Source organism: Crateriforma spongiae (assembly GCF_012290005.1).
In the GTDB taxonomy this organism is placed as follows: domain Bacteria; phylum Planctomycetota; class Planctomycetia; order Pirellulales; family Pirellulaceae; genus Crateriforma; species Crateriforma spongiae.
Map to the genome: position 1 here is coordinate 275577 of NZ_JAAXMS010000003.1, position 26716 is coordinate 302292.

General features: G+C 57.4%; 17 protein-coding genes and 1 pseudogene. 11 read left to right on the top strand and 7 right to left on the bottom strand.

Annotated features, from left to right (window positions below; translation table 11 throughout):
* Positions 1-277: 277 nt before the first annotated feature.
* Positions 278-1720: a hypothetical protein gene (locus HFP54_RS09110; protein ID WP_146415493.1), complete on the top strand. Its 1443-nt coding sequence runs from the start codon at positions 278-280 to the stop codon at positions 1718-1720.
* Here the strand turns inward: HFP54_RS09110 and lacZ are convergent.
* Entirely contained in the window at positions 1717-4938 is a 3222-nt protein-coding gene (gene lacZ / locus HFP54_RS09115) for a beta-galactosidase, LacZ type (protein ID WP_168564888.1), read from the bottom strand. The genes HFP54_RS09110 and lacZ overlap by 4 nt on opposite strands.
* Positions 4939-5144: 206 nt before the next feature.
* On the opposite strand from lacZ, the gene HFP54_RS09120 reads away from it, so the two are divergent.
* Both HFP54_RS09120 and HFP54_RS09125 read left to right on the top strand, forming a co-directional pair.
* A complete protein-coding gene (locus tag HFP54_RS09120; protein WP_146415491.1) occupies positions 5145-5528 on the top strand; it encodes a translation initiation factor in 384 nt (127 codons plus the stop codon).
* Between the two features lie 99 nt (positions 5529-5627).
* Positions 5628-7322: an alpha/beta hydrolase gene (locus HFP54_RS09125; RefSeq protein WP_168564889.1), complete on the top strand. Its 1695-nt coding sequence runs from the start codon at positions 5628-5630 to the stop codon at positions 7320-7322.
* A gap of 29 nt (positions 7323-7351) precedes the next feature.
* Here HFP54_RS09125 and HFP54_RS09130 read toward each other — a convergent pair whose 3' ends face one another.
* Complete coding sequence (locus tag HFP54_RS09130; protein ID WP_168564890.1) at positions 7352-8167, bottom strand: methyltransferase domain-containing protein; 816 nt, start codon at positions 8165-8167, stop codon at positions 7352-7354.
* Positions 8142-8882, bottom strand: coding sequence for an alpha/beta fold hydrolase (locus HFP54_RS09135; RefSeq protein ID WP_168564891.1), 741 nt, complete (start codon positions 8880-8882; stop codon positions 8142-8144). Before HFP54_RS09135 ends, HFP54_RS09130 begins: the two co-directional genes overlap by 26 nt.
* Positions 8883-9416: 534 nt before the next feature.
* Here HFP54_RS09135 and HFP54_RS09140 point away from each other — a divergent pair.
* From HFP54_RS09140 to HFP54_RS09155, 4 genes are all read left to right on the top strand, one after another.
* Positions 9417-10772: an efflux RND transporter periplasmic adaptor subunit gene (locus HFP54_RS09140; protein ID WP_168564892.1), complete on the top strand. Its 1356-nt coding sequence runs from the start codon at positions 9417-9419 to the stop codon at positions 10770-10772.
* 32 nt (positions 10773-10804) lie between these two features.
* Complete coding sequence (locus HFP54_RS09145; RefSeq protein WP_168564893.1) at positions 10805-13957, top strand: efflux RND transporter permease subunit; 3153 nt, start codon at positions 10805-10807, stop codon at positions 13955-13957.
* A gap of 206 nt (positions 13958-14163) precedes the next feature.
* Positions 14164-14718, top strand: coding sequence for a rhodanese-like domain-containing protein (locus HFP54_RS09150; protein WP_168564894.1), 555 nt, complete (start codon positions 14164-14166; stop codon positions 14716-14718).
* Between the two features lie 87 nt (positions 14719-14805).
* A complete protein-coding gene (locus tag HFP54_RS09155; protein ID WP_235951521.1) occupies positions 14806-15939 on the top strand; it encodes a DsrE family protein in 1134 nt (377 codons plus the stop codon).
* 33 nt (positions 15940-15972) lie between these two features.
* On the opposite strand, the pseudogene HFP54_RS26365 reads toward HFP54_RS09155, so the two are convergent.
* A pseudogene (locus HFP54_RS26365) lies at positions 15973-16182 on the bottom strand (DUF3565 domain-containing protein).
* Positions 16183-16400: 218 nt separating this feature from the next.
* Here HFP54_RS26365 and hmpA point away from each other — a divergent pair.
* The 3 genes from hmpA to HFP54_RS09180 all read left to right on the top strand — a co-directional run bounded on the left by hmpA (position 16401) and on the right by HFP54_RS09180 (position 18874).
* Positions 16401-17630: an NO-inducible flavohemoprotein gene (gene hmpA, locus HFP54_RS09170; protein WP_168564896.1), complete on the top strand. Its 1230-nt coding sequence runs from the start codon at positions 16401-16403 to the stop codon at positions 17628-17630.
* On the top strand, positions 17627-18451 hold the full coding sequence (locus HFP54_RS09175; protein ID WP_168564897.1) for a YwiC-like family protein: 825 nt from the start codon (positions 17627-17629) through the stop codon (positions 18449-18451). Before hmpA ends, HFP54_RS09175 begins: the two co-directional genes overlap by 4 nt.
* 87 nt (positions 18452-18538) lie before the next feature.
* On the top strand, positions 18539-18874 hold the full coding sequence (locus HFP54_RS09180) for a cupin domain-containing protein (protein ID WP_168564898.1): 336 nt from the start codon (positions 18539-18541) through the stop codon (positions 18872-18874).
* A gap of 51 nt (positions 18875-18925) precedes the next feature.
* Here HFP54_RS09180 and cls read toward each other — a convergent pair whose 3' ends face one another.
* The 3 genes from cls to HFP54_RS09195 form a co-directional block, all read right to left on the bottom strand.
* Positions 18926-20455, bottom strand: a complete 1530-nt coding sequence (gene cls, locus HFP54_RS09185) for a cardiolipin synthase (protein ID WP_235951523.1) — start codon at positions 20453-20455, stop codon at positions 18926-18928.
* A 169-nt stretch (positions 20456-20624) separates the two neighbouring features.
* The gene (locus tag HFP54_RS09190) at positions 20625-21272 is read right to left on the bottom strand and encodes a response regulator transcription factor (protein ID WP_145294271.1); all 648 of its coding nucleotides are present in this window, start codon (positions 21270-21272) and stop codon (positions 20625-20627) included.
* Between the two features lie 4 nt (positions 21273-21276).
* Positions 21277-24066, bottom strand: a complete 2790-nt coding sequence (locus HFP54_RS09195; RefSeq protein ID WP_146415482.1) for a PAS domain S-box protein — start codon at positions 24064-24066, stop codon at positions 21277-21279.
* 207 nt (positions 24067-24273) lie between these two features.
* Here HFP54_RS09195 and HFP54_RS09200 point away from each other — a divergent pair, with 207 nt between their 5' ends.
* Entirely contained in the window at positions 24274-26706 is a 2433-nt protein-coding gene (locus HFP54_RS09200) for a glycoside hydrolase family 2 protein (protein ID WP_168564899.1), read from the top strand.
* Positions 26707-26716: the final 10 nt, after the last annotated feature.

Here is a 26716-nt window from a genome sequence, read left to right on the forward strand (position 1 = left end):
TGGTGAGGCAATGGTGAAGTCGGGGTGAGAGTTCGGCAAAGGTGGGCGGCCGTCTCTGGCGAGACGCTGGAAAGGTGGCGGGATTTCGGGGGATGGGCTTGGGAGTTTAACAGGCACAAAATATCCCGTGTATTTTGTGTCCTGTTCTGGGCACGCCTGTTCCGGGCACACTTGTCCCTTTGCCAGGCAGACCGGCGGACGTGCTGACCGGCGGCTATGCTGTCGATACACCGTCTTTTCCGCAGCCCTTTATCCCTCTGCATCCGAGCTAGCAAACATGAATCGCCTACTGTCGCATGGCTTGTCGCTACTGGCGGCCGTTACTTTTACTACGGTCGCGGCGGCTGATGATGACGAAAAAATCGCGCTTTTGTTGAAGAAGTCCCCCGCGCCGGCCAATACGGTTGGGTACGTCAACGTCCCTGCCCTGAATCAATTGCTATCGGCCGCCGGCGTTGCCAAACGGGCCGCCCAGGGAATCGAAGACTACTGGCTGATCGCCGACTTGGATCTGTCCAAGATGTCCCCACGCTGGGAAGCCGGCTATGCCACGCTGAAGCAAACCGTCCAGCCCGACCAGTTGGCCGATTCGTTGGGCGGCTATGTCGACGAAGTGGAAGGCGAGAAGGTCGTTTGGTCACCGAACCAGACCTATTTTCTGGCCGGCAAGGAAAATCGGTTGGGCATGTTGCGACCGGCCGATCGGACGTTGCTGTCCGGTTGGTTGACACCCAGTGTCAGCGTGAACTACAGCGATTTCCTGACGCGAATGGCGGGGCAACCCGAATCGTATCTGTCGGCGATGTTGGCGATCGAAACCAAGAATGCGTTTTCGCCGGTCCCGCTCAGCAAGCACTTGGAAGGCTTGAAGTCGCTGAAATCCAACCCGCCGGAAAACGTCGCCAAGACCCTGGCATCGATGGAAGGTTTCAGCATCATCGTCGGACGAAAAAGTCTGAACGAATGCATCGTGAAATTCGAGTTCAGCAAATCGCCCGCGGGGCTGAAATTGATCGCCAAGGAAATGTTGGCCGAGATCTTGGATAACGCCGGCACCTCAGCCGCTGAAATCTTGACGTGGGACGTTAAGGTCGAAGGAAACGTTCTGCAGTTCCAAGGTCCGATCACTGAAAGCACCCTTAGCGGTGTGCTTAGCATGTTCAGCTTGGAACGTCAGGCACGTCGCGCTGCCGCCGCCACTGATCCGGCGGCCAAGTCGCGTTCGAAGGAGGAACAGGCGGTCTATCGCACCAAGTATTACTTCGACCAAGTCAATGAAATCATCGAACAGACGCGCAACCATAAATCGCAATCAACCGGGCACTTGGCCAAATGGCATGACCAACGCGCTCGTCAGATCGAAGAATTGGGAACGCTGAACGTCGACCCCGAAATGGTCCAGTACGGGACCGACGTCGCGCAGTTGCTGCGTGGCAATGCGTTGACGGTTCGCCAAGGGAATATCGCTGTCGGAAAACAAAACGCACGCGATAGCCTGAATGGCGGCTACTACGGCAGCGCCGGATACTCGTATGGTTGGAACGGTGGCTACGGTTACCGCGAAGGCTATTACTACAACAGCCTAAACGCGGCAAACGTGAACAATGCCCAGGCTCGCGGCAACGCCTATGCGAATTGGACGTCGACGCTTTCAACGATCGACAAAATGACCGCAGACACGCGCCGCAAGATGACGGACAAGTATCAAGTGCAGTTCTAGTCCGACTGACCTGAGCGGACCCGCATCCGGAATCCGATTTGATGCGGCTGATCACTGGCCAGGGTGTACTCGCTGTGCGTCCTGGCACCCCAACTGTTATCGCCGCCGACGCCGTGTAGTTTTTCGTCAATGCTGACGACGCTTATCGGACGACGCGGCAGGTTGTACGGATGGGTGGATTGTTGCAAATCGTCCATCGTGAACGGCCAAACACTGGCGCTGACCGGCGCATCACCGGTCACGCGCACGGTGGTTCCATCGCCATCGTTCAGTTCGATCCACCGCACATCGGTGCGGTTGCCCGTGTCCTGTGATCGACAGTACGGAAACACCATGTCGGCGACTTGGGCTTCGTAGGTCCCGATTTCTCCACCGGTCTTGCGGTCCCAGTACGTCTCGTGCGGTCCGCGACCGTACCATCGGACTTGCCCGAATGCTTCGGGCATTTGCATTTGCATGCCGAACCGCGGCATTAGATCGGCCGGCGGTTTTCCGGGCTGATAGGCGGCTTTGATGTCCACCGATTGTCCGTCGGTGATGGTGTATCGAACGCTGCACGTCGCATCGACACTGGGCAGCTTCGAATCGAATTGCACCACGACCTTTTCGCCGTCGTTCCGGACATCCATCTCGGTGACTTTGATTTGGTCGACCGCGTCTTGCCAGACACCCAATCGCTGTAAATAACGGTTGCGATACTGGTTGTCGTTGGGGACCTTCCAGAAATTCAATTGCAGCGGTCCGGTCAACAATTCCTTGCCGCCGGCGATCCAGGACGACATCGCACCCGTCGACTTGTCGAATTCCAACGTGTTGCCCGCGTTTTGGATGACCAGCGTCGCCTCGTTATTGGTCACACGCAGTGGTTGACCATCATTCGCTTGCATCTTGGTCGCTTCGGCGGCCGCCGGACGCAGTTCGAATTGGTCCCAAGCAACACGGTGTCCGGCATCGCACCAAAGCGTTTTCTGTGGCTGGACAAATTCAAGCGTCAGCAACGCTTCGCCGGGACCCGATTCTTTCAAGTCGAAGGGAACTTTGACGTCGGCGGTGCTAAGCGGCGGGACGTCCAGACGTCCAAGCGAACCGGTGTCGGCCACTTCACCATCGATGCGTAACGTCCAACGCGTCTCCAGCTGGTCCAAGTTCGTGAAGACAAATTTGTTTTGCAACGTGAAGCTGCCTTGGGAAGGCGCTTCGGAACTTGCCTTCACATTTTGATAGACCTTCTTGACTTCCCAAAGATGCGGGTTGGGCCGACGATCAGGCTGGACCAAACCGTTCATGCAAAAGTTGCCGTCGTTGGGCTTGTCGCCGAAGTCACCGCCATAGGCAAAGAAAGTGTCAGAGTCACCGAACGCGGGCTTCAAGCCGGTCGGTAAATGGTCACCCTCGGGAACTGATTTGACCAGGCCCTGGTCCACCCAGTCCCAGATGAATCCGCCTTGTAGGTGGTCATAAGATTCGATGGCGGTCCAATAGTCTTGCAAGTTACCGACGCTGTTGCCCATCGCGTGCGCGTACTCACACAAGATCAACGGTCGGTCCGGATCATTGCGGGCGTAGTCGACAATCTTGTCAATCGTCGCGTACATCGGGCATCGAATGTCGGTATTGCGTTGGTCGTAATGGGCTTGTTCGTACTGAACCGGACGCGACGGGTCGCGCTGTTTGATCCAGTCGTAATTGGTCATGAAGTTCACTCCGTTGCCCGCTTCATTGCCCAGTGACCAAATGATGATGCTGGGGTGGTTCTTGTCACGTTCGACCATCCGTATCGCTCGGTCCAAATGAGCCTTTTCCCACAACGGATCCTTGGCCAGCGATTCGCGTTTGTATCCCATGCCATGCGATTCGATGTTGGTTTCATCGATCACGTACAAACCGTACTGATCGCACAGCGAATAGAACGTGGGATCATCGGGGTAATGGCTGGTGCGTACCGCGTTGATGTTGAACTGCTTCATCAACACGATGTCGCGGATCATTGATTCACGGCTGACGGTGTGGCCGGTTTGCGGGTCGTGTTCGTGACGATTCACGCCTTTCAAATAAACCGGACGTCCGTTGACGTGCAGCAGGCCATCCATGATTTCGACTTCGCGGAATCCGACTTCGCATTGTCGGGCCTCGATGACCGTTCCTTCGGCGTCGGACAGGGTCAGCACCAAGCGATACAGATTGGGCGTTTCGGCGGACCACAGTTTCGGCTGTTGGATCGTTTCGGTCAGCGCAACATTGCCTTTGGAGCCGGCCGGAATTGATTCCGTGGTCACGGTGTCACGGAAAACGGCTTCGTTAAAGTCATCCAATAGCTGGACGTCGACGGACAGAGTTGCGTCCGCATCGGAACGGTTTTCCAGTTCGATTTGCACCGACAATTCGGCATCTCGGTAGGCGTCATCCAGGTCCGTCGTGACAAAGAAGTCGCGGATGCGACGTTCGTCGGAGCTCACCAAATAGACGTCGCGGAAGATACCGCTTAGACGCCAAAAATCCTGGTCTTCCAGATAACTTCCGTCGCAGTATCGATAGACCTCGACCGCCAATTGGTTCTTGCCTGTCTGGACAAAGTCCGTGACGTCAAATTCGGCGGGCGTTCGGCTGCCCTGGCTGTAGCCGATCTTTTGTCCGTTGACCCACACGTAGCAGGCCGAATCAACGCCGGCAAAATGCAAGACGATTTTCCGTCCCGACCAATCCGCAGGCACATCGAACGTGTGACGGTACGAACCGACCGGGTTCCGCATTTCGTGGTTGGTGAAATCGGCCGGCGGATCTCCCATCACATTCGGCGGATCTTTCTTGAACGGATAAGGGATGTTGGAATACACGGGCAATCCAAAGCCCTGGGTTTGCCAATTCCCGGGCACTTGAATGCTGTCCCAACCGGTGGCATCAAAGTCAGGCTGATAAAAGTCCACCGGTCGTGACGACGGATCTTTGGCCCAGTGGAACTTCCATTGGCCGTTAAGCGAACGGACCCAAGGTGAATCGGTTGTCTGGCCATTGGCGGCGGCCACGGTGCCGGCCAGCGGCCAACTGTGGGCACGCGGCGGCAGCTTGTTGATGCCGATGACATGTTGATTTTCCCAGTCCGGTGCATCCGGCGCCGGGGCGGTATCCACCGCGCAACCGATGTTGGTCATCAAAACGCCGATCGCAACGATCAACGCCGGCAAACGGCAGGGTTGTGGATAAATACGAAAAAACGGCATTGGGATGGTCGTCCTGTCGACGGTGGTCATGAAGGGGGGCAAGACGTCGAGGCCAAAGGTCACATTTTAGGGCCGATAAGTCGCGCCGGGAGCCGTTGATGCTGCGACATTCCCGGAGACGAACAGGGAAAACAACGATACGATGGTCGTCGACCATCCGAAGGGATAAAGAGATATGTTGACAATTGACTTTGGTTGACTGATTGATGACACGATTGTTTGCCGGAACCCAGTTCGACATTCCGCCCACCTGTGATTTGTGTGGCAAAGTGGAAGCCGATTGTCAGTGCACCGCTGCGCAGAAAGCCGAACACGAGCGGAAACGAGAAGTCGAGCGTCAACGTTTGCCGCCCGAACAACAAACGGCCAAGATCCAGCGTCAAAAGCGTAAAGGCGGGCGTGTCGCGACGGTCGTCGAAGGCTTGACCGCGACCGCGAATGATTTGCCGCATTTGCTGAAGCAGTTACAGGCGGTCTGTGGATCCGGCGGAACGGTCAAAGCGAAACAGGATTTGATCGAATTACAGGGTGACCATCTGGACACGGTTCGGCGTCAGCTGAAACAGATCGGTTACCGCGTCAAAGGTTGACGAACCCACGATGGTCACACACATCAATAGACGCCGGGTCTTGGACTCTGGTCGTCGTCGATGGTTGGCTTCGACATCTTCAATAGTTGAATCAGGCTCATGTCAAAAGCGAAACGATCGATCGCGTTTTCGCGGCGAGTACGGCGATGGTTGGTGGAATACTGGCGATCGTTTTCGTTTGTCGGTTTGGTTTTTGCCACGCTGTTTTTCGCTGCTTCGGTGACGCCATCGTTGTTACCCCGGCATTACGTCACCCAGGGTTTGCTGTCGGGGTTTTCGATCGCCGCCGGATACGCATTGGGCGTTTTGCTGGTTTGGATTTATCGCTTTTTTGAACTTCCCCACGCGCCGCAGAAGCTTCAGCGGATCGCCAAGATTGCGACCGTGATCGTGGTGGCGTTGTGTTTCGTAGGTGGCATTCGCCAGATGACTTTCTGGCAGAATTCGATTCGCGAATTGATGGAGATGCCAAGTCTGCAAACGGCGGATCCCTATCGCACCAGCGCGATTGCGATCGTTTTCGCCGCCGTGCTGGTCGCTCTGACACGCATGTTCATCGATTCGTCGGTGTTCGCTGCGAATCAATTGAATCGATTCTTGCCGCGTCGGATTGCGGTGACGTTGGGAACAATCTTGGTGACTGTGATCGTTTGGGTGATCGCCAATGGTGTTGTCATTCGCGGGTTGGTGAACTTTGCCGACGGCGTGTTTTTGAAAGCGGATGCGTTGATCGAAGAAGACATCGATCATCCCAGTGACCCGATGGCATGCGGCAGTGATGAATCTCTGGTGGATTGGGATTCGATCGGGCGTCAGGGCAAGGCTTTTCTGGGGCAAGGTCCCAGTGCCGACGAAATCGGTGAGTTTCTTGACCGTGATGTTCCGCAACCGATTCGCGTCTATGTGGGCATGCGTTCGGCGGAAACGCCGCAGCAGCGGGCAGAATTGGCCCTGAAGGAATTGATCCGGGTCGGCGGTTTCGACCGTAGCGTGCTGGTCGTTGCGACGCCCACGGGTACCGGTTGGTTGGACCCGTCAGCGGTCGACACCCTGGAGTTCATTCACGGTGGCGATTGCGCGATTGTCAGCACGCAATATTCCTATTTGCCCAGTTGGATCACGATTCTGGTGGATCCCAAGCGTTCGATCGTTTCGGCGGACGCGCTGTTCGATGTGATTTATCGTTATTGGACCGACCTGCCGGTGGACGACCGACCGCGGCTGTACTTGCAAGGGCTAAGTCTGGGGGCGCTCGGGTCGGAAGTGTGCGCCGACATGTACACGATTTTCGAAGATCCGATTCAGGGGGCGGTTTGGAGCGGGCCTCCGTTTCCCAGCCAGCGATGGAACGAAATCGTTCGCGACCGCCAGCCGGATTCGCCCGCTTGGTTGCCCGTGTATCGGGACAGCCGTTTGGTCCGCTTCACCGCAGCAAAAAATGCGTTGAACCCTTCACGGCCTTGGGGGGCGATGCGAAACGTCTACATTCAACACGCCAGTGATCCGATGATCTGGTTTTCACCGACCCTTGCCTGGCACCGACCGGATTGGTTGACCGAACCGCGTGGCCCGGACGTGTCGCCCTATTTGCGTTGGTTCCCGGTTGTGACGTTCTTGCAGGTGGCGTTTGACATGCCGATGGCGACCAGTGTTCCGATCGGCTATGGACACAACTATGCCCCATCGGCCTACATCGATGCTTGGACGTCGGTGACCGAACCGGACCAGTGGAATGACGACTTCAGCCGACAGCTAAAAGAAAAGTTCAAAGCCAAGGGCACACCCAAGCCATAGTACACCCGCCGGTCGATCCACAAGCACGCTCAAGCGGGCTTGGTCGCGTCGACGAATCCCACGACGTAACTGGCCGACACGGTATCGTCGTCGTGGCCATGACGCTGTTGATAATCACGCATGACGGCGGCCAATTCACCACGGCTAAGCGGTGTTTGAGCCCGTGAAAATGGGCCGCCGGTCAACCCTTGGTCATGAATGGCCCGCAACAAATGCATCGCCGATCGGTGACGTGTGGGGTAAGTCCGCTGGTCAGCGCGATGAATGGTCCAACCGGTTCGTTCGATCGCGTCCAAGCATTGCGGCCACGCCGGAAGGGCGGACTGGGGCGGTTTGTCGGGAACCATGCGAAGACGCGCGTTGTGAAGTTCGCCTAGCGTGCCCTCGATCATCCAGGCCATGACGACGCGCCCGCCCGGAATGGTCAATCGGTCGGCAGCGGCAAAGGCGTTGTCAATCGGCAAAATCCAGTGGATCGCCGATGCACTGGTGACCAAATCGAACGGCGGTGCGTCGAAATCACGCAAGTCGCTGGGGATCAGCGCGGCAGAGTGATCGGGTGGCAATTTTTGACGCGCCACGTTGACCATTGCCGCGCTCAGATCGATGGCCGTCAATTGGGATGTGGCAAAGCGACCGGCCAAACGAACGGTCAAGCGTCCGGTCCCACAGCCGATTTCCAGGATGCGGTCGGGTGAAGATTTTTGGCCCAGCGGTGTCCGGCCGACCCAGCGCATCAAATCGGCCGCCACGCGTTCTTGCACGTCAGCGTGACGATCGTAGGTCGTCGCCGCTGACGAGAAACGCTGTCCGACGTCGTCAGTCTGTATTGCCGTCAGCCTCATCACTGGTCCAAAACTGCTCGATCCGCTCGGCGACCCAAGTGGGATCGCGTACAGGTAGATCGTGGCCGATTTGGGCTCGAAATTCCAGGTGCGAATCTTTGATTCGGTGTGCCATTTCCGTCGCAGCCCGCGCGGGGATCACTTCATCGTCTTCGCCGTGCAGAATCAACGTGGGCACGGTGACGGTTGCCAAAAGCGGACGAAAGTCGCTGGATGACAGGAATCTCAACCCGGCCGCCAGTGATTCGTCACGTTGTTTTGCGTCCAGGTCCGTCGATGGCTCGTTCGCTTGTCGACATTCGGTCACCGTCGGGTGCACCGGATGCGGTTCGGCCGCCAGACGGTCGAAACGTGCAAGGACGTCGGTCGGGTCCCGCTGCAGCCCCAACGACATTGCTCGCAACCGCGATTTCGGTACGCCATCGTGATGACCGTCGCCGCTGCTGAACTTTGCGGTACTGCCGACCAACACCATCGCTTTGAACAGGTTCGGCTGGCGGGCCAGCCAGTGCAGCGCCAACATGCCGCCCATCGACCATCCGACCAAGATGTATCGGCGGTCGTCACGCAGGGAACGATCCATTCGGTCCGACGTCAGCACTTCTTCGGCCGACAGCGAAATCGAATCCATGTTCCCAGGCAACCGCTGGGCCAGTGGGGCCAGGGCGCCAGCGCCGTAGGACCAGCCGCTGATCATTAGGACAGTGGATCGCATGGGACGATGGATGGATTTGAAGCGGATTGCCGGGACAAAAGTGGGCATTGCGGCAAACCGTTGGCGTCGCCGCGAGTCTGTCTAGCATAGCCCGATCCGGTGGGTGTCTGGGAATACGGGTGTTTCGTTCACCTGTAGAAGCGGACATGGGGTCGGCACCAGACGGGTTGGGAAATGGCCGCGCCTGCCGCCGACATGAGATCGATTTGATGCCATGAACTTACACATCGGTCGGGCAGACGCCGGGCCGGGGGGCTGGCGACTGACCATGGAATCGGCGGCGATAGGACGGGGCGGGCTTCGTCGTCAGCCGATCCCCCCAATGGATTCTCCGGTGCATGTTTTTGTGCCACCAGGATTGCGTTCGTTCGGTCCAGAAACGCCGGTATGGCATCGATGAAATGCGAACGATCGGAAACGAACAGATTCGTATTCTTGACTGGTCTTCGGGCCGCCAGATTTCCAGTATGCTTGGCTCCCGCAGGAATGATCACACCGTCATGCCGGGGTAATGTGGATGTTGGGCCGATGAAGATGACACGCCTTCGAGACTGGGGACTGGTGGCCGCGGTGCTGCTGTTCCTTTCACCTTGCGGTTGCAACCGCAAGGAAGCCAACAAGTACGAAGCACCGCCGCCGCAACCGGTCGGTGTGTCGACCGCGGTGATTACAAGTTACACGCCCTTCTTGGAAAAAGAGGGCACGACCGAGCCGGTCAATGCAGCGGATGTTCGCGCCCAGGTCAGCGGCGTTCTGCAATCGCAAAAATTCACTGCATTGCAAGACATCACCAAAGGCACCGATCTGTATCTGATCGAACCGGATCAGTACGAAGCGGAACAGAAGGCCGCCCAGGCCGACGTTGAAAATGCCAATGCCGCAATCTCGGTCGCCGAGGCGGCGGTTGGAGTTGCCAAGGCCGAAGCCGAACGAGCCAAGCTGGATTTCGATCGTCAGCAACGATTGTTGCAACGTGATGCCGCGTCCAAAGCCGAATTTGACGCCGCCAAAGCTGCCAACGATGCCGCGCAAGCCAACCTAAAGTCAGCGGAATCTCAAGTCGCCGCCGCCCGTGCCCAACTGCAAACCGCCCAAGCCGCGTTGGGGATCGCCGATCTGAACGTCCAGTACACCAAAGTGAAGGCACCGATCAACGGACGGATTTCGAAGACGTCCGTGAAGGAAGGCAATCTGGTCGAAGTCGGATCTTTGTTGGCCACGATCGTTGACGAAAGCAAAATGTTTGCCAACTTCACCATCAGCGATCGCGAATTGTTGCGATTCATGCGGTCGGACCGTAGCCGCGGTGATGCCGAATTTGATCTGGTGAAGTTTCAAGCACGTGACGCTTACTTGAAACGTGAAGGCGACGAAGGCTTCGCCTTCAAAGGCAAATTGGAATACGCCGATGCCAAGGGGATCGATGTCGCCACCGGGACACTGGCGGTGCGAGCCGTTTTCGACAATGAAGATGAGCGGCTTTTGCCGGGGCTGTTTGTCACCGTTCGAATCCCCGAATCCCAGGCGGTGGAAGCAACGTTTGTTCCCGAGTTGTCGGTCCAGCGTGACCAGCGTGGTGAATACTTGTTGTTGGTCGACGATCAAAACATCGTGCAGCGGGAAAGTGTCAACGTCATCAAGCGAATGAACGGCTGGGCGCGGTTGACTGAATCGCTGTCGCCGCAGCAAAAGATCGTCGTCAGTGGTTTGCAGAAGGCCCAAGTCGGACGCCCCGTTACACCCGTCGAAGTCACGTTGGACTTGGATGCCGACGCGCTGACCCGAGGAATGAACGAAAATCCGACCGATGAGGCTGAAGAGCAGCTGGCAAAAGAGATGTCTGAAGCAGCCGAGTCAAACGACGACGGCGCCGCGGACGGACAGGAATAGTTTTGGGCCTTTCATCACGCAGCGACTGATTCATGTCCAAGTTCTTTATTTTCCGTCCGATCTTCGCCGCGGTCATTTCCATCGTGATCGTGATCGCCGGTGTCGTTTCGTTCTTTGCCCTGCCCGTGGCAAAGTTCCCACCGATTTCGCCGCCCACGGTTTCGGTCACCGCGATGTATCCCGGTGCCGATGCCAAAACGATCGCTGAAACGGTGGCCACGCCCATCGAACAACAAGTCAACGGTGTCGAAGGCATGCTGTACATGTCATCGGCCAGCGCGAATGACGGCAGCTACAGCTTGACGGTGACGTTCGAACTGGGCACCGACATGGACATCGCGTCGGTGCTGGTGCAAAACCGTGTCGCCATTGCGGAACCGCGTTTGCCGTTCGAAGTCCGCCAGCAGGGGATCACCACGCGAAAGCGTTCGACACAGATCCTGCAGTTCTTGTCGCTGACCAGCCCGGACGAATCGTACAACGCATTGTTCCTAAGCAATTATGCGCTGTCGGTGCGCGACGAACTTAGTCGGATCAAGGGCGTCGGGGACGTCCAAGTGTTCGGCGTCGGCGATTACAGCATGCGTGTCTGGCTGGAGCCGGAAAAACTTCGACAACGGGGACTGACGACCCAAGATGTGGTCGATGCGATCAGCGAGCAAAACATTCAGGTGGCGGCGGGACAGGTCGGGGCCGAACCGGCGCCACCGGGGACCGCCTATCAGTTGACGGTCAACGCACGTGGGCGATTGGTCCAACCGGAAGAGTTCGCCAACATCATCATTCGCGCCGAACAGGGCGGACGCGTTCTTCGGGTCGGCGACATCGCCCGCGTTGAATTGGGCGGGCAAAACTATGTCTACAACTCCAAGTACAACGGTGTGCCGTCGGCGTCGATCGGGATCTATCAATTGCCCGGGGCCAATGCGATCGAAACCGCTGGTCTGATCCGCGATCGGATGGACGAACTGGCCGCCAGCAATAACTGGCCCGATGGCGTGCAGTTCGACATCCCCTTTGATTCGACTCTGTTTGTCGAAGCCTCCGTCGTGGAGGTCTACAAGACGCTGGTGTCGGCCGTCGTGCTTGTCGTCCTGGTGATCTTTATCTTTTTGCAAGATTGGCGAGCCACAATCGTTCCGGTGGTGGCCATCCCGGTTTCCTTGATCGGGACGTTCATGATCATGAATGTCGCCGGTTTTTCGATCAACATGCTGTCGCTGTTTGGGATCGTGCTGGCGATCGGGATCGTGGTCGATGACGCGATCGTGGTGGTCGAAAACACCACCCGACACTTGGAGGACGGTTTGTCGTCCAAGGATGCCGCCGTCAAAGCGATGGACGAAATCACTGGTCCGGTGATCGCGACCACGCTGGTGCTGTTGGCCGTCTTTGTTCCCTGTGCCTTCATGCCGGGAATCACCGGAGAACTGTTTCGCCAGTTTGCGTTGACGATTTCTGCGGCGGTGTTGATCAGTACGCTGAACGCTTTGACGCTAAGCCCCGCCCTGTGTGGGATCTTGTTGCGACCACCGAAGGAAAGCACGTTTGTCGGGTTCCGATGGTTCAATCGTGGCTTTGATTCGGCCACCAATGGATACACCGCCATCGTCCGCCGGATTGTTCGGTTCGTCTTCGGCGTGGGACTGGTTTACGCGGGTCTGTTGTTGCTGATCGGTTGGGGGTTCGGATCGTTGCCGACCGGATTCGTTCCGGAGGAAGATCAGGGCTATCTGATGGTCAACGTTCAACTGCCCGATGCCGCGTCGCGGCAACGAACCGATCGTGTGATTGACCAGTTGGACAAGATTTACAACAACACGCCGGGTGTCGCGAACACGCTTTCGGTTTCCGGGTATTCGTTGCTTAGCGGCTATGCCGACAGCAACGTGGCGTTCAGCGTCGTCGTGTTGAAGCCCTGGGAGGAACGCGAAACGCCCGAGGAACAATTGCCCGGTATTCTGAAACACTTAAGAGAGCAGTTTGCCCAATTGCAGGATGCTGTCGTGTTTCCGTTCACCCCACCACCGATCGACGGGTTGGGCAATGCCGGCGGTTTCCAAATGGAACTGTTGGACCAAGGGGCCAGCGGGTACGAACAGCTGCAGAACGCGGCCACCGACGTGGTCAATACGGCATCGGGGCAATCTCGCTTGGCCGCACTGAACAGTTCGTTTCGTGCCAATGTGCCCCAGTTGTTTGCCGATGTCGACCGCTTGAAGGCCAAAACGCAAGACGTCCCGCTGGGGACCGTCTTTGGAACGCTGCAAGCCTACCTGGGTTCGGCCTATGTCAACGACTTCACCTACAACAACCGGACTTATCAAGTGCGGTTGCAAGCCGATGCACCGGAGCGGGCCAACGCCAGCGATATCTTACGCTTGGACGTTCGGAACATTCATGGCGAGATGATCCCGATGTCATCGATCGTCAATGTTCGCGATGAATTCGGTCCGTCGGTTGTGAAGCGATACAACTTGTATCCCAGTGCGTCGATCAACGGGTCACCTGCACCGGGGACCAGTTCAGGGGAGGCTCTGAATTTGATGGAGCAGATCGCGCAATCACGTTTGGCACCTGGATTCGGGTTTGCTTGGACGGGGATGTCGTACCAAGAAAAATTGGCCGGCGGCGGGCAATTGGCGATCTTCGGGTTGGCCATCCTGGCCGTGTTCCTGGTTTTGGCCGCACAGTACGAAAGCTGGACCAGTCCCGCGGCGGTGATTTTGGTGGTGCCTTTGGCCGTATTGGGGGTGATTTTGGCGCTGGTCGTCCGTGGGGCCGACAACAACGTTTACACCCAGATCGGAATCGTGCTGTTGGTCGCTTTGGCCAGCAAGAATGCGATTCTGATTGTCGAATTCGCCAGCCAGCAGCGACGCGAAGGCATGGACATCGGACAGGCCGCCGTCAGTGCAGCGTCGCTGCGTTTTCGCGCGATCTTGATGACCGCGTTTTCGTCCATCTTGGGCTTTTTGCCGTTGATCGTTTCCAGTGGTGCGGGGGCCGCCAGCCGCCGTGCGGTCGGCAACGCCGTGGTCGGCGGAATGATTGCCGCCACGTTTTTCTCGTTGCTGTTGGTGCCGACGTTCTTCTTTGTCATGCAGACGATCGCCGAATGGGGCGGCCGCCGCGGTTCATCCGGCGACGATCCGCCGCAGCCGGGGACGACGGAATCCGCGTGACTTTGCTCGCGACGGACGTTTAAAACGAATGCTGAGAAAAAGTTGTCGGCGTCGCGGCGGATGCCCGGCCGATTGAAGCATTGAAATATCGTAAGGTGGCGAGGTGTTCTGCCGCGTCGAACCTGCCGATGATGTCATTCACGACGATGGTCAAAAATATCGTCGGCTATCGAGATAACGATTGGACGTGTGAAGGAGAATCCCTGATGCAAACGATTTCCGTGGACCGGATGGCCCAGTTGTCGAACGAATCCGATGTCGAACTGATCGACGTTCGTACGCCCGTGGAGTTTCGTGAAGTTCACGCCCAGGGTGCCAAGAACGTGCCGCTGGAATCACTGGATGCTGCCTCATTCTTGCAGTCACGCAACGGATCGGCCGGGCAACCGTTGTATGTCATCTGTCGCAGCGGAAATCGTGCCGCCCAGGCGTGTAAGAAGTTTGTCGATGCCGGCTTTGAAGACGTCGTCAACGTCGAAGGCGGCACGTCGGCGTGGGACGCCGCAGGCTTGCCGGTGGTGCGTGGAAAGAAAGCGATTTCGTTGGAACGCCAGGTCCGAATTGTCGCCGGGTTCCTGGCACTACTTGGTGCCGTGCTGGGGTGCTTTGTCCATCCCGCGTTCATTGGCTTGTCAGGTTTCATCGGGGCCGGATTGATGTTCGCCGGTATCACGGACACCTGTGGCATGGGAATGGTCTTGGCCCGAATGCCCTGGAATCAAGTCGGCGACAGTTGCAGCAGCGGCAAGTGTTCGGCGTGACACAACGGGGATGATTGGCCCCGGCACCGATCCATGACGGTTGCGACCGCATGAAACCCGTCCCCTGACCCATTAGGAATCATCACGATGCGTCCGATGAATTTCCCGACCACCGCCGTTCGACTGGCTTTGGGACTGTTGGTTACGGCATTGTTCTGTGTGGATGTGGCCGCGCAAAACGGTCGCGGCCCAGGATTCGGACGCGGCGGTGGTCGTGGACCGGGATTCGGGATGGGGCGTGGATTTCGCGGTGGCGCGGGCGGTGGTGAACAAGCCGCCGGCCCACACGCCCATGACGATCGTCACGATGCCGATCACGAAGTGTTTCAGTTCTTGCTGAGTCACCACGACAAAATTCGTCGCACGGTGACCGAAACCGATGACGGCGTGATCACGGTCACCGAATCGGATGATCCCGAGATCGCGGCAAAGATTCAGGAACACGTCCATTGGATGAAGATTCGCGTCGACGAGATTCAGCCCATTCGGATGCGGGATCCTTTGTTTGCGGAACTGTTTCGGAACGCCGACAAAATCAAAATGCAGCACGAGGATACCGAGAAAGGTGTTCGTGTGATCGAAACTTCGGACGATCCGGCCGTCGCGTCTTTGATCAAAGCGCACGCCGACGTGGTTTCGGGATTTGTTGCGAACGGGTTTGCCGAAGCGATGAGGAACCATGCGGTCCCCGCCGACGTGAAAGAGCCGAATTCGACGCAGCAGCCGATGTCCGATTCACCTGTCGGCACGCCGCTGGGCACGCCGCTGATTCCGGCCGGAAAGCCAGTGTTCCACTTGCCTGATGCGGCCCAGCAACCTCGCAGCGATAGCAAGCTATTGATCGACGTGACGCAAAGTAGCCCGGCTGACCAGACACACGATGCATTGGAGACGATTGCCAAGTACGTCAACTTGTACCATGCCGGTGGCAAAGATCAGCAGAGCCCCGAAATGGCGGTCGTGCTGCACGGCGGTGCCACCTTCATCGCACTGAACGATGATGCGTACGCGTCTCGTTTTGGCACCAAGGGCAACCCGAATGCATTACGATTGCGACAGTTGCATCAAGCCGGCGTGGAGTTCTATGTGTGTGGTCAATCACTGTTGCATGGCAACGCACGCCCCGACGATTTGGTCGTCTTCGCGCAAACCGCGGTTTCTGCGCTGACCAGCCTCGTCAATCTGCAAAGCGATGGCTTTGTTTGCATTGAGTTGAAATAGCACGCCGTCAACGTCTCGATATCGATTCCTCTGCTAGGGCCTTTCATCCGGCGGCGCGTGTTCGTCGCACTTCTTGCAATCCAGCAGATAGCCCAACATCGCGTCGCGGCCACGACGTGATGTGACCCACGCCCGGATCATCCATGGCGGATCGTGGCGGACGTGTTAATTGTGTCCACACGCCAATTGAGCCACCCAGTGGCCTTCTTCGTCGCGGTGGTATCCACAAATGGGATGCTTCATGGAACGGCGGTCCGGGGTCGGTTGTTGCAGCACCGCCGACTAAACACTGTTCGAACGGGCTTGTTGAGGTCGGTGAATAAAGTATACCTTGACGTAAAGATTTGGCGGGGTAGTTTTTGGGTGAAGCCCGGTGATGGCGATCGGAAGCCCCGGTTTCCAATCGTCGCGTCGTGGTCCCACCTATCCCGCCTTTGAAATCCAACCCAACGCACGCCGTAATGCTAAGCGAACAAACTGTCGCGATTGTCAAGGAAATCACCCCGCTGGTCGCCGCCAACGCGGAAACGATCACGCGTCGTTTTTACGAGCGGATGTTCGAAGCGAATCCGGAAGTCCGGGCATTCTTCAACCAAGCTCACCAACACACCGGGGGCCAGCAAAAGGCGCTGGCCGGCGCGATATGTGCCTATTTCACGCACATCGATAATCCGGGCGTGCTGATGCCGGCGGTCGAACTGATCGCGCAAAAGCACTGCTCGTTGAACATCAAAGCGGAACACTATCCGATCGTTGGCGAAAACTTGTTGGCCGCGATTAAGGATGTCATGGGCGATGCCGCCACGCCGGACATCATCGATGCGGTGGGCGAGGCATATCAGTTTTTGGCCGGTATCCTGATTTCACGCGAAGCGGACATTTACCAGCACCAGCAATCCCAACCCGGTGGTTGGACAGGAAAGCGACCCTTTGTCGTCCAAAGAAGAGTCCGCGAAAGTTCGGAAGTCACATCGTTCTATCTGCGGCCAGCTGATGACGAACCGCTGCCCACGTTTCTGGCTGGTCAGTACATCACGGTCCACATTGATCATCCCAAAACACCGACGTCGCCAAGGAATTACAGTCTTTCGGATTGCCCTGACCAGCCGCATTACCGCATCAGCGTCAAACGCGAAAAAGGGCAACAGGAAAGTTTTCCCGGTGGCCTGATATCGAATCATTTGCACGATTCAATCGACGCCGGTCAAACCGTGGATTTGGGGCCGCCGTGTGGTGAATTCACATTGGATCTTGTTCGATCGGCCGAACGTCCGGTGGTTTTGTTGGCCGGTGGGATCGGCGTGACGCCTTTGTTATCGATGGCGAAAATGCTGGTCAAGCAAGCCATTGATACACCGGTCTACTTTGTCCAAGCGGCACGCAACAGTGACGTGCATGCGTTTGCGAATGAGATTGAAGAATTAGCGGGCCGGCACGACGACTTCACCTACAAGGTCTTGTACGACATGCCGCCAGATGCCGACCGGGATCGAAAGTGTGATCACGTGGGATTCCTTTCCGCGGACCTCATTGGTCAGTGGACGCCCTACGCGGACGCGGATTTCTATTTCTGTGGTCCCAAGCCGTTCATGGCATCCGTTGAAAGCGCCCTGGAACAGTTGGGGGTCGATCCATCGTGCATGCGATATGAGTTTTTTGGCCCTAAACAGGAACTGAGCCAGGCAACATGAAGGATGCGATGGTCGTGGGTGCACCACCACTGCCGACTTTGGCTGTGGCGGTTGTCAGTTTGAAACCCAAGGAACACGGTGCTTATGCGATCGTGATGATTCCATTGTTTTCGGCGCTGTTGTCGGTCGGTCCCAGTTGGGTCGGCGTTGCGATCGTGGTTGCATCGTTGGCTGGATTCTTTGCACACGAACCGATACTGGTCGCGATGGGGCATCGTGGCGGACGTGCCCAACGCGGCGCTCCCGGGGCAAGAGCGCTGGCGTTGGGACTGTTGGGGCTGGCTGTTGCGGCCGGTGCGTTCGCGTTGTGGTCCGCGGATCCGCCGACGCGGATCGCGCTGCTAGCGTGTCTTGCACTTTCGACGCTTTGCTTTGCGATTGCGATCGTTCGACTGCACCGAACCTTGGGCGGTCAATTGTTGGGCGTCGCGGGGCTGTCATTACCATGCATGCCGATTTTGTTGGATGGTGGCCTTGATCGATCCAACAGTCTGTTGGTGTGGTTGGTTTGGCTGTTGGGTTTTGCATCCACCACGTTGGCAGTTCGTGCTGTGATCGCGATACAAAAGCGTCAAACCACTGTTGCTTCTTGGATTGGTCTGGGATTCACGACGGCAGCGACGATCGGACTGGTGGTCAACCAAGTTTGGTTGCCTTTGGCTGCGGTTCCCATGATCGCCGGCGGATGGGGGTTGATGTTTTGGCCGCCGCCGGCCAAGCATCTGCGCCCCGTGGGTTGGACGTTGGTGGCGGCCACAATGTTGACGGCACTTGGAATCATCAGTGCCGTCGTTCTTGGTCTTCCGGGCCCCGTCGCGTGAGAAAGTCAAAGTCCGGCATCGAGCAAGGACGATCCGTGACCGTGGGGTGATTCAGTGGTAAATGTGATTGGAGGGATAAAGTAGGCGATGAGTGATTTGCACACAGCATTTTCTAATTTAACGAATGAGATCCAAATCCAAGACGATGGCACGATCAGCAAGACGTTGTGCCAGGATTCGCATCTGAAGGTTGTCCTGTTCGGCTTCGATACAGGACAGGAATTGTCGGAACACACCGCATCGGTTCCCGCCATCATGCATTTCATCGATGGGGAAGCGGAAGTTACCGTCGGCAATGAACGATCGGTGGCGTCGGCGAACAGTTTCTACCGAATGGATGCAAACGTGCCGCACAGCATCACGGCAACGAAACCGACCAAGATGCTGTTGTTGCTGCTGAAAGCCGCCAAACCGACAGACTGATCGGCGGTCGACCGTTTGCCCGCGGGATCACCGGTCGGCACCTGATCCGAATCACAAGATGGGGCTGAATAAACGGGCGATGGCGGTACCCAGACGCGACGTCCAAGGGCGCGTGATTTGCGCGCGATCTTCCGGACCGTGGCATTGTTTCAGATCGTTGACCAACATCCGGTGCACGTCTCGGACAAAGTCGGCTTGTTCAATCGCAACCATCAGTTCGAAGTTCAGGTGCAGCGATCGATTGTCCAGGTTGGTCGATCCGATCAAAACCAAGTCGTCGTCGATCAAGACGCATTTTTGATGCAGCAATCCGTCCTTGTATCGATAGACCGGAATCTTCATCTCGGCCAATTCGTGTTCGTAATAGAAACCGGCCAGATACACCGCCCAGTGATCGGCAACCGCGGGAATCAGAATCTTGACGTCGACGCCGCGAGCCTTGGCGGACGCAAGGGCAACCATCACGGCTTCATCGGGAACCAGGTACGGTGTGCTGATCCATAATCGTGACTTGGCGATTGACGCGGCCGCAGCGAACATCATCGACGCACGCGGTAGGTGATCAGCGGGGCCGGTTGCACATACCGCGGCCAGACCACGTTTGCCCTGCTGGCCATTGTCCCTGCGATTCGGTGGGGCATCGTCGTTGGATGTGGGCCCCCAGTTGGCTTCCGCCAAATCAAGTCCTGCCGCCCAGTAGTAGTCGCCCGCAAACACGGCCTGGACTTTCCTGGCCAGTGGTCCGACAACGGCGACGGCGGTGTCCCGCCAGCCATCGATCCAATTGGCCACCCCACGGTATTCATCGCCGATGTTCAGGCCGCCGATAATCGCCGATGTTCCGTCCACGACGACCAGTTTTCGATGATTGCGAAAGTTGATTTGAAATCGGTTCGCCGGCCCCTGACGTGTGTTGAACGATCGAACGTCAACCCCGCCGTCTTTCAATCGATTCAGGTAGCGTCGACGCAATCCCGCACACCCGACTTCGTCGTACAGCAACCGAACCTTGCGTCCCGCTTTGGCTTGCCGAATCAAGGCTTCGGCAAAGCGTCCCCCGCATTCGTCGTCGCGGATGATATAGAAGCAGCAATAGACGTAATCGGTGGCGGAATCAATCTGCTGTTCGACCGCGTCGAAGAAAGCATCACCGTCGATCAATAGTTCGAAGCGATTGTCGGCACTGATCGGCGTGTCCAGCACATCGGCGACATGGTCCAGCGGTGTTTGCAGCGCCGTGCTTCGTGTGTTTGATTCGGTCGCCAGTTCACGTCGAACGGCATCGACGGATTCACGATGACGTTGGCCGACGCGACGAATGGCTTCTCGATAACCTGAAAATCGATTGCGAGCGAATACCCAGTACAGCGGGATCGTCAGCACCGGCACAGTCAACAGGCCGACAACCCAGGCCACCGTGGCTTGCGACGTTCGAACGTACCGCAGCGCATGGCAGGCTGTTGCGATCCCCACCGCTTCGATCACCAGCAACAGAACCGGTGCGGCAACCAACCACCACTGCGGCCCTTCGGTTGTGATCCAGTTGTTCGGAAATAGACCGCCGCCATCGGCCAATATCATCGGCACTAACCCCGCATCGAACGGAACGTCGCCAACGCCCACTGGGGCGATGACTTGGATGCGTCAACGATACTGGCTCGGGTCGTTCAGCGGCAACATGACGCCGATGTGGACCGGCGTGGCAACTTCGCGTTGGATTGTTTCGGGCGACGAGGCTTGGATGCCGGAATCAGCCGTTTTCCAACACCCACTGGGTTGCTTCGCGAGTCAATGATGCCATGTCTCGCAGGTCGACTTTTTCTTTGATGCGTGCCCGATAGGTTTCCACCGTCTTGGGACTCAAGTTCATCGTCTTGGCGATGTCCTTGGTCGTCAAACCTTGGCCGATCAATCGGAATGTTTCCAATTCGCGATCCGAAAGGTTTTCCACCGGCGACTGTGCCACGGCGTCTTTGCCCATCACGGCACGCTGCAACATTTTGGCCGACAGTTCACGACTGATGTACAGTTCACCGCTGATCACGGTTCGAATTGCTTCGATAATCTTGTCGGTGACCTGTTGCTTGTTGATATAGCCCTTGGCACCGGCGCGTAGGGCGCGTTCGGCGTACAGCGATTCGTCGAACATCGACCAAACCAGCGTTTTCAGTTCCGGCGTCTTGGTTTTTAGGATCTTGATCAGGTCGATGCCGCTGCCTGATTTCAGCGAGATATCGACCACGGCCAAATCCGGATGCGTTCGGTCGATCACTTCCAATGCCTCATCTTGGTCGGCGGCTTCGCCACAGACGGCCAAGTCGGGTTCCACGTCGACACGGGTGATCAATCCGTCACGTGTGCTGGGGTGGTCATCAACGATAACGATGCGGTGCAACATAAGATCACTCGGTTGGTAAATCGGAAAGAAGTGCGATGAATTCCTCGTCGTCCTGTGCGACGGCGTCGCCGGGGAAGATACAGGCGACTTCCGTGCCGCCGTCGGGGCGTGGTCCGATCTGGATTTGGCCGCCGATTTGTCCGGCGCGGTAGTCCATGGTCCGCAGCCCCATGCCGCGATCCGCGTTGGGTTTCTTCGAAATTCCGACGCCATCGTCTTGGATTCGCAGGGACCATTGGTCGTCACGGAAGCCCAGTCGAACGCGTATGTTGGCCGCTTCGCCGTGGCGGACGGCATTGGTCACCGCTTCCTGAGCGATGCGGTACAGTTGGGTGGCCGTTTGATTCTCGCGAAACGGAACGGGACGATCGCATTCGAACCGGCAATTCACACCGTGAAGTTCACGGATGCGATCGCACATTTCGGTCAACGCCGACGTCAATCCGTGACGGTCAACGTCCACCGGATTCATGCCTCGCGCCAGAGTACGGACTTGCCGCAATGTGCGATGGACCGATTCCCGCAACTTTCCGGCGATCCGCCGCAGTGACGCCAAGTCAACCGACGTCACGTCCCGGTCGATCGATGCACCCAGTGCGTCGGCCAGCATGCCCATGCCGGTCAGTTCTTGTCCCACGCCGTCGTGCAGGTCGTTTCCGATCCGCCAACTTTGTGCGGCTGCGATTTCCAAGACTTCTTTTTCCAACGCCCGCCGCTGGGTCAGGTCCGTCAGTGCACCCAGCAGCCGAGCCGGCTGGCCCTCGGCATCACGGCTCAGCAGGGTGCGCTCTTTGACCACGGCATAGGTGCCGTCACGACGCATCAAGCGGTATTCGATCAGCCCCTTCGAATCGTCCGCGCGTCCTTCGACGGTACGTGACGGTGACGAAATCACACGCCGTAGATCATCCGGATGAATGTGTTGGTGCCACCACGTATCCACATCGGTATCGCCGGATGGGCCGCCAAACTGTTCGTCAAAGACTTCGTTCCACCACATGCGTTGTCGTAGCAGATCGATGTCCCAGATCGCATCATTCGTGGCTCGCAACGCCAACCGCAAACGCTCTTCGCTTTTGGCCAGACGTCTGGCCGCCTGGGATCGTTGGATCACCACGCCCGCCAGTTGGGCAAAGTGCGAAAGCAATGAAAGCTCGGTTTCGCTCGGACGAGCCGCGTGGGTGGAAAACATCGACAGCACACCCAACACGTCACGCTGGGTCGACAGAATGGGTTCGGCCCAACAGGATCGAATTCCAGCCGCTTTGGCCAGCGGGTGAATCAATTCGCTGCGTTCATGCAGATGGATGTCGGGGATGATTTGCCGCTGACGTTGCGATGCGGCAAACGTACAGCAGCAGACCCCCGGTTCGATCGGTACCCGTTCCATGCGGCAACGCAGTTCCGGCGACAAGCGTGGCGCGCAAGCGCACCGTAGCGATTGACCGTCGTCGTCGATCAAGAAGATCGCCGCACTCATTCGCGCACACGACGATTCCGCTTGCGTCACGATCAAACGCAGCAGTTCGTCGAACGGGGTGCCATCGCTTAAGGCGTCCAACAGCAGACGTTCTCGCTTTAGATCCGTCAGCGATTGTTGCCGTTCGGTCACATCGCGTTCGATGCTGACGTAATGGGTCAGTTCACCGCGATCATTGTGGATCGGTGAAAGTGAAATTTCGTTCCAAAACATCGAACCGTCTTTGCGATAGTTGCGCAACGTCACGGTGCACGCGCTGCCTTGGCGCAAGGCTTGACGCATGACGTGGATTTCAAACTGATCGCGATCATCGGCTTGAAGGAATCGGCAATTGCGGCCGACGATTTCTTCGCTGCGATATCCCGTCATCTTCTCGAAACTGGAATTGCAATAGACGACGGGAAAATCCGGGGCTCTGGCATCGGCGATCAGCACGCCCACCTGGGTCGCCTGCATGGCCAAGTTCTGAATTCGCATCAGCAAGGCGATGTCGTCGTTGGTGCCGCTGGCGGCATCTTGCTTGCCATTGCGAAACGTTCGCCACCGCGTCAGTTCGTGTTCCATTTCGCCGAAGAAACCCCCCATGGCATCGCCGGGGGCCGTGACGCCTTGGTGCCACTCGTTCTTTAGCCGAACCGCATCGCCGGGACGCCACCGGTCCATCCATTTTGCCAAAGCGGGTTGGGCGGAAAGCAACGCGGTGATCTCGGGTTCCAGTTTCAATTCACGATGCGATTCGGTCCAATCGTGGGCTCGCCGAACAAATGCCAGGAACAGTTCCAAACGCTGGGACCAAACTGGCGCCAATGCACTGCGGATCGCCGCCGAGCAAAGATCGGCTTCACCGATACGCAGAAACGTCGCCACACTGCAGACGAACAGCGATTGTTCCAGTGCGGGCTGATCGCTGGGCCATTGTTCCAGTGGCGGATCGACGTCGTTTAGCCGGTCCATTTGGCTGAGAAGTTCCTGACGACTCGGGGCCGGCGCGTCCAGCAGTGCAGCGATATCGGTCGCGCTGTGGGCACCGGGGCCTTCGTTGGCGCCGATGGTCGCCGGATTCGGCGTCAGCAACATTGCGACGTGCCTGCCCAGGCAGTACGGGTTGTTGCAAAACCGCGAAAGATAGACGAACAGCCGTTCCTTGAATCGAAACGGCAGCGGGTTATCCAAGTAAGCGACTTGAGCCTGACGCCATAGGTCCCAAGCCAACTCGGGCGTGGGGAATGACAACTCAAAGAAACTCGGAATCGTCCCAAATCGATCAAAGATTTCCTGACGAATCGAATCGGCCTGAATCGCTACACCGTTCATGATCCATTTAACATACGACAAAGTAGTGGTGCTTCCATCACCGAAACCGACCCTGGGGCAACGCGTCTTATCGACGCAGTGTCGAGTTGTGGTCCCACGGTTCGTATGTGCTGCGTGGTGAAGCGATCTGTTGTTGATCGGCCGGATGGCTCGTCCATCGCACCGCCCCACCCCCAAATTCCCGCCTTGGTATACGGATTTTTCGTCGTGAGTTTTCTTCGAATCAATGGCCTGTTTTGTGCCACATCACAGGTGCGACCCGTCGTCGCAGTCTTTTGTGTCGGCCTGTTTTTCTTGGTGCACCATCCTTGGTCCGCGGCGCAGCCGACGCGTGTTTCCAATCCCGTGGACCGAGCGGCCGAACCGGACCAGTTTGACCTGATGACACGGTGGGGGCGGAATGTCACCGCGGACAACGCATGGCGTGAATACCCGCGGCCGGGGATGAAGCGGGACCGTTGGGAATCGCTGAACGGTTTGTGGGATTTTCACCTTGGCGGCGATTCGCAGCGTTGGACCGGGGGCCGAATTGAAAACGCCACGCAAGATCCGCTGGCTGATGGAATTCCCGATCTGCCCAGTGCGTTTGATAAAAAGATCTTGGTCCCCTTCAGCCCTGAAACTCAGCTGTCGGGAATCAATCGCAGCGTGCGTCCGCAACAGGTCATGTTCTATCGTCGGTCCATTCGCATTCCCGACGATTGGCGAAACGATCGAATCCTGGTCCACTTCGAAGCGGTCGACTGGCACGCAATCGTGCTGTGCAACGGGACCAAAGTTGCCGATCACCGTGGCGGCTACGTTCCGTTTTCCTGTGACATCACCGATGCATTGAATGTCAGTGACCAACAGCAGATCGTCGTCATCGCGTGGGACCCGACCAACATGGGTGACCAGACGATCGGAAAGCAAGCTTTGCCGGAATCCAGAAAAGGATTCCGGTACAACCCAAACAGCGGTATCTGGCAAAGCGTTTGGATGGAACCGGTGCCCAAGTCGGCTTCGATTGCTCAACTAAAGATCACGCCCGTCGCACATCAGAACGCCATTGAGGTCCGCGTGGATACGGATCACCCCGCCAACGATATGACGGTTCGCCTGATTGCCGGTGATGCAGCGCATGTGGTCGACGGACGACCGGGACAGGCGATTCGAATCGACTTGGATGACCAGTTCCAGCTGTGGTCACCGGATGATCCGAATCTGCATGATCTGTCGATCCAATTGCGACGCGACGATCGGGTGATCGATAGCGTCGAAAGCTATTTTGCATTGCGAACCATCGATACCCAAGTCGACGACGATGGGATCCAACGTATTCATCTCAATGGCCAGCCGATCTTTCAATTCGGCCCGCTGGACCAAGGGTACTGGCCCGAAAGCGCGATGACGCCACCATCAGAGGACGCGGTGCGCTATGACCTGCAATATCTGAAAGACATCGGATGCAACATGGTCCGAGTGCACATCAAGGTGCATCCGCGTGCTTGGTACTACGAAGCCGATCGCAAAGGCCTGCTGGTCTGGCAAGACTTCGTTTGCACACGCAAGTTTGATTCCAAGATCACAGCCGAAAGCGGACAACAGTGGGAACAAGAACAGGTGGAAATGGTCCGCCATCTGTACAACCACCCGTCGATCATTCAGTGGGTGGTGTTCAACGAGGGCTGGGGCCAATATGACACCGAACGACTGACGCGATGGACCGAGGGCCTGGATCCCAGTCGTTTGGTGACCTGTGCCAGTGGCTGGACCGATCATCCGGTCGGTGATCTTTATGACAACCACGACTATTCCTTCAACATCTCGCCGGCCCATGGATGGAACTTCGATGACCGCGCGACTTTGTGTGGTGAATGTGGCGGGTTCAACGTGTTGATCGATGGCCATCGCTGGCATGCCGATCAAACGCTTCGGCCCGTCGTTAATCCGGCAGGCGAAAAAGGACGCGAAGGTTACGCCAATCCTGAATCTTGGAAGCAACGCTATCAGACTTGGTTGACCAATTTACGTTTGATGAAGCCGCACGGATTGAACGCGGCGGTGTACACCCAGATCTCCGACGTCGAACATGAGTGCAATGGGTGGCTGACCTATGACCGGGAAATCAGCAAGATCGCGGCCGATGATTTGCGACGGATGCATCGGCAACTGTACCATCCGATCCACAGTGATCCTTTGATCGACCTGTCATCGAAGACGTGGACCGATTGGTCGGGCAAGCCGACACCGCGTTGGCGGACGGCCGATGTCGACGTGTCGCAGGGCGAAGCGTTTTCAGTTCGCCCTGACGATAGCCTCCGGCCACAGCGTACCGCCGATAAAGGCCCGGTCCGCATTCGCGGAGAGTTTGATTTGTCAACGCAGCCCGAACGGCTGGCCATGCACACCGTGGGGACCGGTCGTTGGGAGCTTTCGATCAACGGCAAAACGATGATGAACATCACCAACAGCGACCGCGCCGGTTATGTCCCCTACAGCACGGTGTTGTTGCCGCCGAACGCGGTCGATGCACTGGTTGATGGGACGAACGTCATCGCACTGAAGGTGTCCCGGTTCAAAGAAGACGAAGGCAACTTGGTCGACTTTGCCTTGTTGTCGGTGCCCCGCGACGAGTCCTCGGTAAACGACGCCAAGTAGATGCGTCGAT